We start from the raw sequence: 249 nt of genomic DNA on the forward strand, positions 1-249 counted from the left end.
TCTAGAGGCTTATTTACCATGGGCTCCAAAAATCCAAGAGAATTGTAGATAAAGAAAACTCCAAGATTAAAAGCAATCTGCTTATAATCTTGGAGTTTTGTCAATATACTCTGTTATTGGGCGCTTATACTCATTCAGAATCAAAATTAGCAGATATCCATTCTCTATGGACAATCGATCGTAAGCGAGTAGTTGATAAGCTTTGGATAACTTCTTGCAACTGATCAATGACTTCATTCAATGATTTAA

At 34.1% G+C, this 249-nt stretch carries 1 pseudogene; it reads right to left on the reverse strand.

Features of this window, described 5'->3' with window-relative positions:
- Positions 1–130 precede the first annotated feature (130 nt).
- A pseudogene (locus E4T71_RS10420) lies at positions 131–249 on the reverse strand (IS630 family transposase); the annotation flags it as partial.

The sequence above is a fragment of the Streptococcus sp. WM07 genome (assembly GCF_004570525.1).
Lineage (GTDB): Bacteria > Bacillota > Bacilli > Lactobacillales > Streptococcaceae > Streptococcus.